Raw genomic sequence first — 15,421 nt, 5'->3', positions numbered from 1 at the left:
TTGTTCCTTTGTAAACTTCATTTTAAGTCTGTTATTTAGAGTTTGGGCACCCTAAAGATACAGACTTTTAAGGGATTGGACTGATTGGCCAATCCCTTTTTTTAGCCTCTGCGCTCAGACACACTTTTTGGGACAGTATCTGAAGTTTTACTTTTCTTTGGACATAAATCTAACGAGAATCTTTCATAAATGGATTTTCCTTGCTGCGCTGCGCTTGCATAGTTAGGAAGATTTTCATTATCGCAAGATAAAAATCAAAAAAAGCCGCCCCGAAGGACGGCTTTTAGAATTAGAAACGAATTGAATTTATTATTCAACTGTAATGCTCTTAACCTCAAGCGTGCGTGACTGTTCATCAGTCGAGAGATATTTCACTGCCACAGTAATCTGCTGTCCTACAAAATCTTCCAAACCTGCCGTCACCGTTTGGAAGTCATTCCAATCGGCAGTATTCGGAAATTCTGCTGAAAGTTTAGTCCATGTAGCAGTTGTAGGATTATCGCCAAAATGATAATCGCTTGAAACTTGAATAGTTACATCATCATCCATACCGCTTTGATATTGAGCAACGTATGTGACAAGCATCTTGACATTTGCATCGGTAACAACCATAGGCGAAGAAATCAGCCAGTCCTCGTTGGCATGAGAACTGCCTTCATAACCCGTCATCTTTGCCGTACTGTAATCAATTACCCAAGTCTGGCTGCCAGCAACGCTGTAAGTCGTGTAAGTACCGAAACTTCTTTCGAACGACTGGGAATAAGGCAAAGTCTGCAATTCGCCACCGCCTGTATCGCCACCATCAAAGCCTTCGAGGATGAAATCGCTCACTGTTCCGCCGCTGTCGCGCAGACCAGACTGACCAAAATAAGTGCGGAGCTTGCCTTTGACAGCAAGGAGTAGGCCGAGATTATTTGGATTATCCATCAAGTTGACCAGCGAACGCAAAGGCTTGCCAGCAGGCAGATTGACGATGACGCAACTGGTAATTTCCTTACAAGCCGGGTCGTCAGCGATGACGACATTGGTAGCCAAATCGAATGGAGCAGACCAGTTGACGTCGGCATTGCTTGTCACTGTTGAAATGCCTGATTTCACGGCACCAACAATGTAACCTTGCACCCAAGCCACGACATCCTGACCTTGCAGCGTGATGCCCGAACCAACATTATAAGGGTCTTCAGCCGTGCCGCTGCCACCTGGGGTTGGTGGAGTTGGAGGCGTTGGAGGGGTAACGCCGCTACCTTCAGAAATGGTAATGCTTTGGATTTCAATAGTGCCAGCCTTTACATCGGTGGAGACATATTTCACGGCAAAAGTAACTGTCTGACCAACATATTCAGTCAGAGAGACTTCGGTGGTCTTGAAATTGTTCCAGTCAGAACCGGCAGTCCATGAAGCAGGAACCTGAGTCCACGATGCCGTCGTCGGGTTACTGCCATAGACATAATCCGATGAAGCCCAAAGGGTAATGTCGCTATCGAGGTTGCTGAAATAGCGGGCAATATAAGTCATTGTGAATTTTGCATCGCTGACGCCTGTGATGGCGACAGGAGAAGAAATCAGCCAGTCTTCGTTGGCGTAGTTGGTGCTGTTTTCATAACCGGTCATCTTGGCGGTATGGTAGTCGATCATCCACTGCTGCGAGCCAGCAATATCGAATGTCATGTATGAGCCGAATTCGTTGCTGAAATCCTGCGTATAAGGCATAGCCTGAACTTCGCCGCCTGGGCCCGGGGTCGGTCCTGGAGGAGGCGTTGGGCCGCTGCCTTCCTGAATGAGGATGCTCTGCACTTCGATGGTGCCGGCCTTGATATCGGTAGAGAGATATTTCACGGCGACAGTCACCTTCTGACCGACAAACTGCGAGAGGTCAACAGTGGTAGAAGCGAAGGTAGCCCAGTCGCTGCCCGAAGTCCATGAAGCAGGAACAGCAGTCCATGTAGCCAAAGTCGGGTCGCCAGAGGTGTAATCAGATGACACCTGAATGGTAATGTCGTTATTCAAATCGTTGAAATAGCGTGCAATGTACGACATGGTCAGACTTGCGCTTGAAACATTTTCCAATGAGAAACGTGACGAAATCAGCCAGTCTTCGTTGGCGAAGTTGGTGCTGTTTTCGTAACCCGTCATCTTGGCTGTGCTATAATCGATTGTCCACGACTGACCGCCCAATACATCATAGGTGCTATATGTGCCAAACGAAGAAGTAAAGTCTTGATAATAAGGAAGTCCGTCGGCACTTGGCGTATAACCATTAAATTTCAATTCCCTTGTCGAACGGATGATTAGTTGCCATTTGGTATTATAAATCGAAGCAATGGCTGTTAATTCGCCAGTACCCTGCGGCAGACTATCGTTAGCAAAATTGGCATAGTTACTGGTGCGCACCATAACTTTGTTTGAGAAATCGGCAGAATCCAACAAATAGCGTTCACCATAAGTTGTAGGATCAGCGAAAGTGTTTTTTTCGGCAAATTTCACATGTTTAAGTTTCACAAGAGCGCCAGGAGCAATGTTTCCGTTGCAAATTTCGGCAATTGTAGTTTCCAATGGCTGAATCGGCTGGTTGTTGGCCTCGATGATAATGTGGCCATCAGGTTCGAAATTGCTCAGTTGCGGCAAGCCGTTGTACAGAGCGTAGGTCACGCCTTTCAGGTAGATGCGGACGCGGTCGCCGATGCGGACACCGGATGTGGCATTCAGGTAAAGTTCGATGGCCTTGCCCGTCTCAGGGTCTTGCATGAAAGCGGCCTTGTAGAGGTTGCCGGAGACTTCGTCAGCGGTAATGATACCATAGACCGATGCGTCTTCATTGAAAACAAAACCCGATTCCAGAGCAAGAATCTGGTCGATGGTGTAGACTTGTCCGAGAGGCAAATCCTGAATCGGAGGCTCGTCATAATGATCCTTCTTGCACGAAGTGAACAGCACGCCCAACAAGGCAAGAAGCATGAAACTGCGGTTTAGTAATCTTTTCATTGTATGTGTGATTTAATTTAAAATTTAAAGATTTAAGATTTAAAGATTTAAAATTCAAAGATTTAAAATGGCAATTTGGGAATTTTTAAATATTGATTCTTGAATCTTTGAATACAACACTTATCTTCTGATTGTCAAGCTAATGTAATAATTGATGCCGTACATGTAGCTATACTTTGAAGGGAACATATCCGGGTCGCTGGCGTTGAAACGCAGCTGATCGTAGCCGTAAAGCACGGTGCTCTTGTTGTTCAGGATATTGTTGACGCTCACGTTCAGCAGCAAAGTGTGGCCTTTGATGCGTCTCGAGATGCCGCCATAGAAATCGAGGGTGAAAGCTTGCTTCATCGGCTTCTGGTTCAGCACGTCTTCAATGCGAATGTCGCCCACGGCATAATGCGACATGCCGGCTTCGGTGTGGTTGTAAGGATTCACGTCGAAATACATGTTAGCCATGTAGTTACCATTCAGGCTGACCCACCAGTTCTTAGGCGCATTGTATTTGACACCCAAAGACGCCACGGTTTCAGGGCCTGACGAAACGTGATAGCCTTTCAGGTAAGCCGTCTCGTTTTCGATATATGCCACAGCATTGTTATCGTCATAAACCGAGAATGTCGGGCGATTCATGTAGGTATGCGAGCCATTGGCAGCGGCAGCCTGCAAAGTCACGGTTGGCGAAACGTTGTATTCGATGCCCAATTCTGCGCCAACGCTTTGCTGGTTGATGTTGGTCATGATGAAATTCACGAACTCGCTCTTGTAGGAGTTGCCGGCATCGCTTGAAGCCGTCAGCACGTTTTCGCAATAGAAGCTGCGGTTCCAAATTAAATTATTATAGGTGTAGTAATAACCCGTCAGGCGCAACTTGAAGATAGGCGAGCGGAATTCGTAGCTCAGGTCGATGGCATTGATTCTTTCGCTGCGCGGCTTATCGGTCACCAAGGTGTTGCGGGTGCGTGGCGAAACGTAAATGTCGCGGAATTGCGGAGCCTGGAAAAGGTAACATTCGTTCAGCACGAGATAATTACGGCCATTGATGGCGTAGGTGACACCAGCCTTGAAACCCGGGTCAACGAAGTTGTGCATCTTGTCTTTGCCGTATGAATCATCCGCAAAAGCGCCATTCTTGAAGAGGCCTTCGCGCCAAATCTGCGTGAAGGAAATCTGTGCGCCCCAATAAATGTCGAAATTACCGACTAAATAGTTCCATTGGTTCCAGATGCGGCCGTAATCACGGTTGGCGTAATAGTTATAATTGATGATGTCGCCGACACGTGCCACATGGTTAGGATTGTTCAAATCCACCTGACATTCATCGGATTCCATGTTTTCGGCGTATTTGTTGATGTCGTAATAGTAATCGCCGCCAAGCAAATCATTCACATTTTCATAATAATGCGTTCTTGAAGAGCTGATGGCGAAACCGCCCGTCAAGTGGAAATTAGGATTGATTTCATGCTTGAAATAGGTGGCGTTGCCAGCCTGAAACTTGTCGTAATGGCGCTCGGCAAGGATGTATTTCGAGAATTTGCCCGTCACATCCTGCGTGCCGCCATTGGCATTATGCACGGTTGCCAAGTGGTTGCGGTTGGCCATATACAATTCGTCCCAATTGATTTGGCAGACATTCGGGTCGCGGTTCTGCCAGGCTTGCAGCTGCGCTTCGTACTCAGCCTGACTATGGGCATTGCCAAAGAAATAGCTCGGCAGATTGCGGTAATAGTCCGGACGCGGGTCTTTGGCTTCGCCCCATTCGAGGGTCGTCTGGCCAGCCTTACCGCCGAAATAATAGAACGTCGTGTTGAACGAAGTCTTCGGATTCGGGTCCCAATACCAAGTCAGCTGCGCCATAGGCTGATGATAGGTGCTGACGCGCGCATTGCGCATTTCGCGCGTGCCGTCGGGCATGGTCTGGTAGCCCCAGTTCGGGTTGTAATAATTGGAGCCGACCAAATCGTAGGCTTCCTGCACCACAGGGGCCGAGCCGCCACGCTGCGACGGTGCGCCGAAAACGGTGAGATTGAGGCTGTGCTTGCTGTTGATTTTCTTCTCCACGGAGAGGAAATAGCTGTAAGCCTGATAGAAAGTGCCTTCGGTGTAGCCTTCACCGGCATAACGGCCCGATACGTTGGCCATCAAATACCAACCCTTCCCCATTTCGCCCGTGCCGACAGAAGCCATCACACGGTGGTTGTAGGAACGGTTGGAGAAAGCATAACTCAACGAGGTTTGCTTGCGGTAGTTGGAAGCACGCGTCGAGATGGCCGTCAGGCCACCGAGACCGCCGAAACCGGCATCGGTCGTGCCGAGACCTTCGGTAATGGTTGAATTGCGCATGGCATCGTTCAAGCCACCCCAATTGGCAAAAACTGGTCGTCCCGTTTCGGGGTCGTTCATCAGGATGCCGTTGATCATCACATCGGAGTACTTGGAATCGTTGCCACGGATACGGTAACGCAAGGAGCCGAAATTGTAAGCAGCGATGGAATTGAAGGCGTCGCGCGACGATTGCAGCAAGGTTCCCGCCTCATTGACCGAAGTCGACGACTCGTCGAAATCGGAATCCATGAGCATGATGGTGGGCACTTCCAGTTCCTGAATTGCCGTCGTATCAGCGACTTGTGCTGACATTCTCGCGACGAGCAAAACAGCGGCAGTTAAAAGTAAAACTCTTTTCATAAATATAAAAATTACTTGTTGTCGACAATAAGAAGACAAAGATAGGGATTCTTTGGATTGGAAACGTCATTTTTTTGACGAAAAACCGCACTAATCAAGTTTTATGACATAATTGCCATAAGAACACACAAAAAGTCTATCTTTGCAATTTTAAATACAGCAATCTTATGTTTAAGCGCACATCTATCCTTATATTAATATTGGGAATCCTCCTCCCGGCAATCCCACTCAAAGCACAAGAAAAACAAGCCTATAAAGTAGGATTGGTAGGTTTCTATAATTTGGAAAACCTTTTTGACACCATCGACGACCCGAACAAGAACGATGAAGAGTTTCTGCCAAATGGTGCAAACCAATGGAACACAAAGAAATACACAACCAAGCTCCACAACATGGCTTACAGCATCTCGACCATCGGCACCGACATTACGCCCGATGGTGTGGCCGTGCTCGGACTTTCGGAGATGGAAAACCGCACCGTGCTTGAGGATTTGGTGGCGCAACCCGAAATCAAGGACCGCAACTATCAGATTGTACATTACGACTCGCCCGACCGTCGTGGCGTGGACGTGGGCTTGATCTACAACCCGAAATATTTCAAGGTGACAAGCACCAAGTCGTACCGCACCATCGTCCCCGGCCAGCCTGATTTCATCACCCGCGACCAGCTTTTGGTCAGCGGCCTTTTCGATGGCGAAATGATGCACTTCATCGTCATGCACTGGCCTTCACGCTATGGCGGCGAAAAACGCTCGATGCCGGGCCGCATTGCCGCAGCCGAACTCTGCCGCCACATCGCCGACTCCATCATGCGCGAAGACCAAAACGCCAAAATCATCATGATGGGCGACTTCAACGACTACCCAACCAACAAGAGCATCACGGAATATCTGAGAACCTCAGGCAACATGAACGACCTGCGCGACGGCGAGTTCTACAACCCGATGTACGAACTTCACAAGAAAGGCATCGGCACCAACTACTACCACGACGTGCCCGGCGTTTTGGACCAGACCATCCTCACCCCTGGCCTGCTGCCCACCGATTATTCGACCTATCAGTTCAAGAACGCCAAAGTGCATAACAAGGAATTCCTCAAGCAGCACGGCGGACGCTACAACGGCTATCCGTTCCGCACCTTCGGTAGCGGCGTCTGGATGGGCGGCTACAGCGACCACTTCCCAGTTTATGTCATTCTGCTGAAGAAGGCGTAATGTGCAGAAATAGAGAGATGTAGCACGCTACCTATCTACAGATTAATTGTTTTTATGGAGACGCGATTCATCGCGTCTCTACCAACAAAACTGAAATAATTTTCCAAAAATAGGTGCATTTTTATTCACAATTATTAAAAATCCGTACCTTTGCTTCCGATTTTGATTGAAAATCAGAAGTAGTACTCCCGATTTTCAACCAATTGACACAACAAAAGCAGTAAACATGTACAGCCGTTACCTATCATTAGACGAAGCCGCAAACAGCAGCCTCTTCCTTTTCGGAGCGCGTCAAACGGGCAAGACTTGCCTTTTGCTGAATCGTTTCCCTAAAGCAAAATACATCGACCTTTTGGAATTCGACACTTTGTTGCGTTTCAAGCAAAGACCATCGTTTTTACGCGAAATCGTCGAGGAATTGCCCGACAATTCATTGATAATCATTGATGAAATACAACAAGTCCCGGAACTGCTTAACGAAGTACACCTGCTGATTTCACGCCGGCAAATGCGGTTCATACTATGCGGATCGAGTGCCCGAAAACTTCGGCGCAATTCAGCTAACACCTTGGGAGGACGCGCATTGCCTTGCACGCTTTTTCCACTTGTCAGTGCCGAAATCCCTGATTTCAACCTCAACCGTGCCATCAACAATGGCATGTTGCCCGCAATTCACCCATTGGAAAATCCTGTCAGGCATTTGCAGGCCTACGTTGACACCTATCTGAAAGAAGAAATACAAGCCGAAGCCTTGGTCAGAAACCTTTCGGGGTTCTCCAATTTCCTAAAAGCAGCTGCCATGACAGATGGCGAAATGGTCAATTACCAAAACATCGCGCAAGATTGTGGAGTAAGTGCAAAAACCGTAAAAGAATACTTCAACATATTGACAGACACGCTCATAGGCTACATGCTTCCTGCCTTTACAAAAACACAGAAACGAGGCACCATTCAAGCACCCAAGTTCTACTTTTTTGATGTGGGCATTGTCAATTACCTTTTACGGAGAAACAGATTAGAATCGGGGACAGCAGAATTTGGCCACGCCTTCGAGCATCTGCTCGTACAGGAAATCATCGCCTATTTGGGCTATACCAACAACAACGAAACACTTTCCTATTGGCGGACTTACACGGGAATTGAAGTTGATGCCGTAGTTGGCGATGCAAGAATTGCTTTGGAATTCAAATCGTCATACGAAATCCGGACATCGCATGTGAAAAACCTGAAAAACTTTGGCGAAGATTATCCCGATGCAAGACTTGTCATTGTATCGCAAGACAAATTCAACCGCAAGATAAACGGCGTTGAAAACATCTACGTTTACGATTTCCTGAAAGCCTTATGGAAAGGAGAAATCATTTAATAACATGCGTCTCTAAAAAAGGTGCTAAACTTCTCTCAGCAAGAAAGCCATATAATGGGGAACGCTCAGCACACTTCCGTTTCGGAAGATGTTGTAATTACCTATCTTAATGGCTTGGTCCACATGGTATTTTTCCGAATTGTTTAAAACAGTGCGCAAGGATTTGGCATTGCCATTTTCCGCCTTACATTCAATAGGCGTACAATTGTCCTTGTAGCGTATCACGAAATCGAGTTCCAAACCGCTGTCTTTGTGGAAATAATAAAGTTTTCGTCCCATTTTGCCGAAAATGTCTGCCAGCAGATTCTCAAATATGGCGCCTTTATAAGTATGAAGGTCTCCTTGCAATATGGAAGAAGCCGTGCCGTCCTCAAGCATACTGACAAACAGTCCTGTATCAGCCATATACACCTTGAAAGCATCCTCAATGCTATTGCTATCAAGAGGCAATTCAGTAATTTCCAAATTATGGCAACGGCGGATAATGCCTGCATCTTCTATCCATTGGAGGCAACCATTGTAGTCGCGGCCCCGGCCATTGGCGCGCACAATGCTGTAAGAGAATTTCTTGTTCTCACGTGCCAATTGCCGTGGAATCGACTCGAAACATTCCCGAATGCGCGGCTTGTCGGCTGGCAAAGCATATTTTAGCATGTCCGACTTGTAATCGTCGATGATGGCACGTTGCACTTTTGCCACCTCGCCAACATGCTTCGTTTCGATGAATGTAGCCACAGCCTTAGGCATTCCCCCGACGATGATGTATTGTAACAGCAGTTGGCGCATACGGTCGTGAATAGCCTCGTTGACAGGTGTTTCCGTTTCGAGGCATTGTTTCAGGTAGTCGATATGCATCGGTCGGATGCCATTTGCCCACAGCCATTCTTCAAAGTCCATAGGATACATGTTCACAATGTCTTCATATCCCACAGGAATACTGGTCCTTTCCTCTTCCTCCTGCTCTTCCTTAGTCTTGTATCCGTTTACGCCCAACAGCGAACCTGTGCAAATCACATCAAAACGGCCATCGAGTTTCCAGAATTTCAATGAAGCCCGTGCCGCAGGACAATCTTGAATTTCGTCAAAAATCAGGCAAGTCTGACCTTTTTCAAATACGGAATCGGGCATTCCGGCAGCAATATTCATCAATAAGGTGTCAACATCCAGTGCTCCGGCAAAAAAAGCCTTGTATTCCTTGTGTTCATGGAAATCGAGATACACGACATGCTTATAGTTTTTTTCGGCAAAAGCCTTCACGGAAAAAGTCTTTCCGCATTGGCGCACACCCTTTATCACTATCGGATTGTGACCCTTCTTCTGTTTCCACTCTTTTAGAACGGATTCTATATTTCTTCTAAATGACATATTTACAATTTATTACATTGTTTTACGCACGTTTTTCCAATGAGTTTTTGTAGAATTACACACGTTTTTCCAACGAGTTTTCGCTGCAAAGGTATAAATTATATTGAAAACGGCATTTTATTGAACGAAATTTTTCAATGTTTTTCAAAGAAGGAGACATAGCACGCTGCGTCTCTACAGATAATATTTCAAATATTCATCCCGGTCATAACCTCTCTTATTGTATTTGGATAGATTCTCAAACTGAATCTTGTCCAAATCTCAAAAATTGATGTATTTTCGCACATTCTAATGGTTGAATAAACATTTTTAACTCTATGAAACGTACATTTTTAGCCATTCCCATCAACGGCGGAACGGAGTTTCCCGCCTTGTCGGAAAGCCTGCAACGCAACTTGCAGCACGAAAAACGCAACATCAACTGGTGCAAGACCGACCAGATTCACTTGACCTTGAAATTTGTCGGCGACACGCCCGATGCCGATGTCCCGAAAATCATTGAGGCTTGCCAAAAAGTGGCGAAAAACCATCAGCCGTTCACTATGGACTTCAACCGCACGGGCATTTTTGGCAGCAACCATTCGCCGCGTGTGCTTTGGTTAGGCATGAGCGAGGAGCCAAAGGTGCTTTACGATTTGGAAGAAGACATTCTTGATGCTTTCGACAGCGTCGGTTATCTCCGTGACCGTCAGAATTTTGTGCCTCACATCACCGTTTGCCGCATCAAGCAATTGGTTGATAAATCGTATTTCCAGAAAATCTACCAATCTATCGAGCAGAAGACTTATCTTCATGCCGATGTGAACGAAATCGTTTATTTCCAGAGTTTCCTGCAACCCACGGGCGCTTATTACAAGACTTTGAAGCGGATACCGTTAGGAAAATAATGTCAGTTTGTTGACTTTTATACTTTGATTTTTGAAAACAATGGCAAACCTATTGTTTTAATTCGTATCTTTGCGGAAATCTTAATTGAAATATTTAATATTTAGTTCATCAATATTATGGAAATCAGAAAATTAGAAGAAATGTTTGAGGTTTTGCGCAGCAAACCTAAAAAACGTCTTGTCGCTGCATACGCCAACGATGCTCACACCATTTGCGCTGTCAGCAATGCAGTCAACGAAGGTCTTATCGAAGCCACTCTCGTGGGTGACCAAGCCACTATCGCCGAAGTGTGCAAAGCCGAGAATATCGACATCAACAGTTTCCGCATCATTCAGGAATCGGACGATGTGAAAGCCGCTGCCATGGCTTGCGACCTTATCAACGCTGGCGAAGCCGACATCCTGATGAAGGGTCTGCTCCCAACCGACAAGTACATGCGCGCCATCCTCAACAAGGAACGTGGCCTTTGCCCTCCGAATGTCACTTTGGCTCACGTGGCTGTGATTGAAAACCCGAACTACCACAAGCTGCTCGTCGTCAGCGACTGCGCCATCATTCCGCTGCCTGACCTGAAACAGAAGCAGACCTTGCTGAAATATGTCACCACTACCGCCAAGGCTATAGGCATCAGCTGCCCGAAGGTTGCCATGGTTACCGCTACCGAACAGATGAGTGCTGGCATTCCGGCATGCGTCGATGCCGCCATCATCGCCAAGATGGCTGAACGCGGCCAGATTAAGGGTTGCATGGTTGAAGGCCCTATCTCCCTCGACCTCGCTCTCGATGCTGAGACTGCTGCCATCAAGGGCATGAAGAACCCTGTCGCCGGCGATGCCGACTGCCTGGTGTTCCCGAACCTCGAAAGCTCCAACGTGTTCTACAAGTGCTGCACTAAGTTCGACAAGAGCGAAGTGGGTGCCATCCTGATGGGTGCCAAGGTGCCTTGCGTGCTCTCTTCACGTGGCGACACCACCAAGACCAAGCTCTATTCCATCGCACTGGCTGCCATGCTGGCAAAGTAATGGGGAAAACGAGGCTGCGAGACTACGAGGTCATGAGCCCCGCTGTCTCGCAACCTCGAGACCTCGAGACCTCGAAAATCCAAATAAACAAATAAACAACATACAAATCAACACAAATGGCATACAAGATATTAACGATAAATCCAGGCTCAACTTCAACGAAAGTTGCCCTGTTTGAAGACGAGAATCAGGTCTTCAAGAAGAACATCAAGCATTCAACGGAAGAATTGGCTCCATACGAGAAAATCGCCGACCAGTATCCTTTCCGCAAGGAAGTCATCATGCGCGAATTGAAGGAAGCAGGCATCGACCTCAGCGATGTAAACATCATCGTTGGCCGCGGCGGTTTGCTCCATGCATTGGTATCGGGCGTTTACGAAGTGAATGAAGCCATGATCAAAGACCTTTTCAACAGCCCAGTCGGCGAACATGCCTGCAACCTCGGCGGCTTGATTGCCAACGACATTGCCAAGGAACTTGGCGTGAAGGCTTATATCGCCGACCCTGTCGTCGTCGACGAAATGGAAGATGTGGCCCGTTTCTCAGGTCATCCGGCATTCCCGCGTCTTTCCGTTTTCCATGCCTTGAACCACAAGATTATTGCCCGTGAGTTGGCTAAGGATTTGGGTAAGAAATACGAAGAGATCAGCGCCATCGGCGTTCACCTTGGCGGCGGCATTTCGGTCTGCGCCCACAAGAATGGCCGTGTTGTCGATGTCAACAACGCTCTGAATGGTGAAGGTCCTTTCACTCCTGAACGCTCAGGAACCTTGCCGGCAGGTCTCCTCGTCGATGCTTGCTTCAGCGGCAAATACACCAAGAAGGAAATCGGACAGATGCTGAAAGGCAAAGGCGGTTATGTGGCTTACCTCGGCACCAACGATGCTCTGGAAGTTGAAAACGCCGTGAAGGCTGGCAACAAGGAATGGGAACTCGTTTACCGCGCCATGGCTTATCAGGTGGCCAAGGAAGTCGGCGGTCTGGCTGCTTCGGCACTCAGCATGAATGTCGATGCCATCTATGTCACAGGCGGCATGGCTTACGACAAGACTTTCTGCGGCATTCTGAAAGACCACTTCGGAAAGATTGCTCCGGTTCACATCTATCCTGGCGAAGACGAAATGAAAGCCCTCGCCCTCAACGGACTGATGGTTCTCACTGGCGAAGCCGAAGCAAAGGTTTACGAATAATACCTATTAATATTAGGGAACTGACAAGAGACGTGCCTTGGGTGCGTCTCTTTGTTTTTATGCCGTAATAATCTAACGCAGATAACGCAGAGGGAAGGCCTGGGCGAGTCGTCATCATCAGCGGGAGAAAAACCGTCTTGCTTTATCGGAATTTATCGTACCTTTGCATTTTCAATTTTCAATCATGCAGCATCAGAATTATTCTTTAAGACAGGTCGCCGAAATCATCGGTGCGCGGCTTGTCGGAAACGATGAAAACAGAGCCATCAGCGACTTGCTGATTGATAGCCGACAACTTGTTGCTGCCGACCACGCCTTGTTTTTCGCTTTGCAAAGCGCCCGCAACGATGGGCACAAATATATCCATGACTTATATGAAAAAGGTGTCCGCGCTTTTGTCGTGACGCAACTGCCTGCCGAGCCTTTCGCCGATGCGGTTTTTCTTGTGGTCGGCGACACCTTGAAGGCTTTGCAGCAATTGGCGGCCTATCACCGTGCGCAGTTCGATATTCCGGTCATCGGCATCACGGGCAGCAACGGAAAAACCATTGTGAAAGAGTGGCTTACTCAGATTTTGAGTGCCGATTTCAATATCGTCCGCAGTCCGAAGAGTTATAATTCCCAGGTCGGCGTGCCGCTTTCGGTTTGGCAGATGAACGCTGAAAATCAGTTGGCTGTGTTTGAGGCAGGTATCTCGCAACCCGAAGAGATGATGCCGTTGCAAAATGTCATCAAACCGACGATTGGCGTGTTCACCAACATCGGCCAGGCTCACGATGAAAACTTCATCAGCCGTTTCCAGAAAGCGGGCGAGAAACTCAACTTGTTCACGCAGGCGGAAAAACTGGTCTACTGCATGGATTATTTTGACATTCAGCAGGTTGTTATCCGATCAGGCCTTGCCTCAAAAGTGAAGTTTTTCACTTGGAGCCGCAAGTTTGAGGATGCCGATGTGTTTGTGAAATCGGTTCAGCAAAGCGAAAAGAATGCGGAAATCGTTTGCATTTATCATGGCTCAGCTCTGAATTTCACAATTCCGTTTGCCGATGATGCTTCGGTTGAAAACGCCATTCATTGCATTTGCGTGGCTTTGCTTTTGGGGTTGCAACCCGAGTTGATTGCGCAGCGGTTGCTTTCGCTGGCATCGGTAGCCATGCGCTTGGAAATCAAGTCGGGCATCAATAACTGCACGATTATCAACGACTATTACAATTCCGATGTCAATTCCTTGGCTATTGCCTTGGATGTGATGAACCAGCAGCGGCAGCACAAGCGCAAGGTGTTGGTCTTGTCCGACATTTTGCAAAGCGGCCGCAACGAATATGATTTGTATGCTGAGATTGCGCACCTTTTGGAAAAGAAAAACGTGGATGTGCTGGTCGGCATTGGCGAGGCTATCTCGCGTCAGGCCAAGCAGTTCGCCATGGAAAGTTATTTCTATGCCAATGTCGGTGATTTCCTCACGCATTTTCCTTTCTCGAAATTCAACAACCAGACGATTTTGCTGAAAGGTGCGCGTGCCTTTGAGTTTGAGCAGATCAGCAAGGAATTGCAGGAAAAGGCACATGAGACCGTTCTGGAAATCAATTTCAACAATCTGGTCAGCAATTACAATTATTACCGTTCGAAGATTAAGCCTGAGACCAAACTGATGGTCATGGTGAAGGCTTTCGGCTACGGCAGCGGCAATTTCGAAGTGTCGAACATCATGCAGTTCCGCCGCGCCGATTATTTGACTGTGGCTTTTGCCGATGAGGGTGTTGAGTTGCGCCGTGCAGGTATCAATCTGCCCATCATGGTGATGAGCCCCGAGGTACACAGTTACGACAACATCATAAAATACCACTTGGAGCCGGAGGTGTTCAGTTTCCGCAACCTCATGATGATTGAAAACGCGATGGAAAACATGGCTTTGCCGGAAGCGCATCCGCTGAATATCCACATTAAATTGGATACGGGAATGCACCGTTTGGGCTTCTCGAAAAACGAGATTCCTGAACTCATTCGGCGTATCAAAGCCAATCCGATGTTGCGTGTGGCGAGCGTGTTTTCGCATTTGGCCACGGCCGACAATCCATCGGAAGACGAGTTCACGCTGAGCCAGATTCATTGCTTCGAAGAAGGCAGCCAGATGATTGTGGATGCGTTCCCATACAAGGTCTTGCGCCATATTCTGAATACGGCCGGCATCACGCGATTCACTAAATATCAGTTCGATATGGTGCGCCTCGGCATTGGTCTGTACGGCGTTCCGACCTGCGAAGCCGACAAGAATTTCCTGCAACCTGTGGTTTCGCTGAAGACCACCATCAACCAGATAAAGAACATCCCGGTCGGCGACAGCATTGGCTACAATCGTCATGGCCGCGCCGAAAAGGATATGCGCATTGGCATCATCCCGATTGGCTATGCCGACGGCTTGTCGCGTCTGCTCGGCAATGGCAACGGTAAATTCTACATTAACGGTCAGCAAGTGAAGGTGGTTGGCGATATTTGCATGGATATGTGCATGTTGGACCTTACCGATGTGGAGGCGCAGGAAGGCGACACTGTCGTCATTTTCGATGCCGAACACAGCATTTTCGATATTGCAAAGGCTTGTCAGACCATTCCTTACGAAATTATGACGAGCATTTCGCAACGAGTGAAACGAATCTATTATCAAGAATAAAATGAAGAAAATATCCTTATTTCTGATGGCGGCAAGCCTGT

General features: G+C 47.7%; 9 protein-coding genes. 6 read left to right on the top strand and 3 right to left on the bottom strand.

Annotated features, from left to right (window positions below):
• Positions 1-309: 309 nt before the first annotated feature.
• Together AC06MN_RS01820 and AC06MN_RS01815 are read right to left on the bottom strand one after the other, a co-directional pair.
• Positions 310-2,982, bottom strand: coding sequence for a DUF5689 domain-containing protein (locus tag AC06MN_RS01820; RefSeq protein WP_475670643.1), 2,673 nt, complete (start codon positions 2,980-2,982; stop codon positions 310-312).
• A gap of 120 nt (positions 2,983-3,102) precedes the next feature.
• Entirely contained in the window at positions 3,103-5,664 is a 2,562-nt protein-coding gene (locus AC06MN_RS01815) for a TonB-dependent receptor (protein ID WP_475670642.1), read from the bottom strand.
• A 167-nt stretch (positions 5,665-5,831) separates the two neighbouring features.
• Here AC06MN_RS01815 and AC06MN_RS01810 point away from each other — a divergent pair, with 167 nt between their 5' ends.
• Both AC06MN_RS01810 and AC06MN_RS01805 read left to right on the top strand, forming a co-directional pair.
• Complete coding sequence (locus tag AC06MN_RS01810; RefSeq protein WP_475670641.1) at positions 5,832-6,878, top strand: endonuclease/exonuclease/phosphatase family protein; 1,047 nt, start codon at positions 5,832-5,834, stop codon at positions 6,876-6,878.
• 226 nt (positions 6,879-7,104) lie between these two features.
• A complete protein-coding gene (locus AC06MN_RS01805) occupies positions 7,105-8,244 on the top strand; it encodes an ATP-binding protein (RefSeq protein ID WP_475670640.1) in 1,140 nt (379 codons plus the stop codon).
• Positions 8,245-8,268: 24 nt separating this feature from the next.
• Here AC06MN_RS01805 and AC06MN_RS01800 read toward each other — a convergent pair whose 3' ends face one another.
• Positions 8,269-9,609 (bottom strand): ATP-binding protein, encoded by a 1,341-nt coding sequence (locus AC06MN_RS01800; RefSeq protein ID WP_475670639.1) that lies wholly within the window; start codon positions 9,607-9,609, stop codon positions 8,269-8,271.
• Positions 9,610-9,926: 317 nt separating this feature from the next.
• Between AC06MN_RS01800 and thpR the strand changes: the two genes are divergently transcribed.
• The 4 genes from thpR to AC06MN_RS01780 all read left to right on the top strand — a co-directional run bounded on the left by thpR (position 9,927) and on the right by AC06MN_RS01780 (position 15,380).
• Positions 9,927-10,496, top strand: coding sequence for an RNA 2',3'-cyclic phosphodiesterase (gene thpR / locus AC06MN_RS01795; protein WP_475670638.1), 570 nt, complete (start codon positions 9,927-9,929; stop codon positions 10,494-10,496).
• A gap of 117 nt (positions 10,497-10,613) precedes the next feature.
• The gene (locus tag AC06MN_RS01790) at positions 10,614-11,519 is read left to right on the top strand and encodes a phosphate acyltransferase (RefSeq protein WP_475670637.1); all 906 of its coding nucleotides are present in this window, start codon (positions 10,614-10,616) and stop codon (positions 11,517-11,519) included.
• A gap of 116 nt (positions 11,520-11,635) precedes the next feature.
• Positions 11,636-12,709, top strand: coding sequence for a butyrate kinase (gene buk, locus AC06MN_RS01785; RefSeq protein WP_475670636.1), 1,074 nt, complete (start codon positions 11,636-11,638; stop codon positions 12,707-12,709).
• A 184-nt stretch (positions 12,710-12,893) separates the two neighbouring features.
• Positions 12,894-15,380, top strand: coding sequence for a bifunctional UDP-N-acetylmuramoyl-tripeptide:D-alanyl-D-alanine ligase/alanine racemase (locus AC06MN_RS01780; RefSeq protein WP_475670635.1), 2,487 nt, complete (start codon positions 12,894-12,896; stop codon positions 15,378-15,380).
• Positions 15,381-15,421 lie beyond the last annotated feature (41 nt).

This window comes from Candidatus Limimorpha sp. (genome assembly GCF_056203535.1).
The sequence above is the reverse complement of the archived record's forward strand: the minus strand, read 5'-3'. Positions and strand labels throughout refer to the sequence as shown.

Excerpts from the sequence above, each read along its gene's own strand:
- thpR (WP_475670638.1), top strand. The coding sequence starts at position 9,927 with ATGAAACGTACATTTTTAGCCATTCCCATCAACGGCGGAACGGAGTTT.
- AC06MN_RS01800 (WP_475670639.1), bottom strand. The coding sequence starts at position 9,609 with ATGTCATTTAGAAGAAATATAGAATCCGTTCTAAAAGAGTGGAAACAG.
- AC06MN_RS01780 (WP_475670635.1), top strand. The coding sequence starts at position 12,894 with ATGCAGCATCAGAATTATTCTTTAAGACAGGTCGCCGAAATCATCGGT.
- AC06MN_RS01805 (WP_475670640.1), top strand. The coding sequence starts at position 7,105 with ATGTACAGCCGTTACCTATCATTAGACGAAGCCGCAAACAGCAGCCTC.
- AC06MN_RS01790 (WP_475670637.1), top strand. The coding sequence starts at position 10,614 with ATGGAAATCAGAAAATTAGAAGAAATGTTTGAGGTTTTGCGCAGCAAA.
- AC06MN_RS01820 (WP_475670643.1), bottom strand. The coding sequence starts at position 2,982 with ATGAAAAGATTACTAAACCGCAGTTTCATGCTTCTTGCCTTGTTGGGC.
- AC06MN_RS01810 (WP_475670641.1), top strand. The coding sequence starts at position 5,832 with ATGTTTAAGCGCACATCTATCCTTATATTAATATTGGGAATCCTCCTC.
- buk (WP_475670636.1), top strand. The coding sequence starts at position 11,636 with ATGGCATACAAGATATTAACGATAAATCCAGGCTCAACTTCAACGAAA.
- AC06MN_RS01815 (WP_475670642.1), bottom strand. The coding sequence starts at position 5,664 with ATGAAAAGAGTTTTACTTTTAACTGCCGCTGTTTTGCTCGTCGCGAGA.